1 protein-coding gene is annotated in these 1,135 nt (G+C 58.0%); it reads left to right on the top strand.

Features of this window, described 5'->3' with window-relative positions; translation table 11 throughout:
* Window positions 1-212 precede the first annotated feature (212 nt).
* Window positions 213-1,135: IS110 family transposase (locus BZK31_RS24015; RefSeq protein ID WP_083185774.1), on the top strand; the 923-nt coding region annotated here is incomplete at its 3' end.

Here is a 1,135-nt window from a genome sequence, read left to right as displayed (position 1 = left end):
CGCTTGTGTCTTTGATCAAGGTAAAGTCTGGGGTGAGAGGGGTGGATGGCAAGCTGACAATCCGCGGTGCCTGAAGCACGTGTGGGAGCCAAGCTGCCATCCACTCTTCCCGCTTTGGCTCAAAGCTCGAACAGTTGACTGAGTCCGACCTCGAACAACAAGCGTGAGCCAGGCCAAAGCGCCTCTCACTCTTTATCCTAGAGGTTTTACTCATGTCCGCCTATGCCGGTATTGATGTTTCCAAAGCCACGCTGCAGGTCGCGCTATTTCCCAAAGCAGATGAACTCTGTGTGCCTAATACAGAAGAAGGTCTCGCCCGCATCGCTGAGTACCTCAACGCCCGTCAGGTTGAACGTGTTCTTGTTGAAGCCACCGGTGGTTACGAAAAACTGTCGGTAAAGCTTCTGGCTAATGCCGGGTTCAAGGTCCAGCGCATTAACCCTGTTCGTGCACGTCAGTTCGCTCTGGCCATGGGCAAGCGTGCCAAGACCGATCCCATCGACGCGCAAATGCTGGCCATGTTTGCCGCCAGCCTGGAGGCGAAGGGCTTCGCAAAGCCTGACGAGGGGCGCGAAGTCCTGCTTGAGCTGGTCAACTTGCGCAACAACCTGCTTCAACAACGTGACGACAACCGGCGCCGTATCAAACAGGCCCTGCAGCCCAGCGTGGTGGACATCTACCTTGCGCTGGAAGCCAGCCTCAAAGTGCAGATCAAAGCGGTAGATCAGCTTGTCGATGCACAAGCGCGCAAGGTCGACTCAGAACTGCTGCAGCGGCTGCGTGCCGTAAAGGGCGTAGGTCCGGTGACAATCGCCAGCCTGTTTTGCTACCTGCCAGAGCTGGGTGACCTGAGTCGTGGACAAATCGCAGCGTTGGCCGGTGTGGCGCCGTATAACAACGACAGCGGCAGCAAGGCCGGCAAGCGGCGGATCTATGGTGGGCGGACGAAACTGCGCCGTGCGACCTACATGTGTACGCTGGGGATGGTGCGCTACAACGCCGATTTCAAGGAGCGCTATGCGAGGCTGCGTGCCAAAGGCAAGTGCGCGAAAGTGGCTCTGGTGGCCTGCATGCGGGTATTGCTGATACGCCTGAACGCCATGGTGCGCGATGGAACACCCTGGCGTGATCATGC

The organism is Pseudomonas floridensis (assembly GCF_002087235.1).
Classification (GTDB): Bacteria; Pseudomonadota; Gammaproteobacteria; order Pseudomonadales; family Pseudomonadaceae; genus Aquipseudomonas; species Aquipseudomonas floridensis.
The sequence above is the reverse complement of the archived record's forward strand: the minus strand, read 5'-3'. Positions and strand labels throughout refer to the sequence as shown.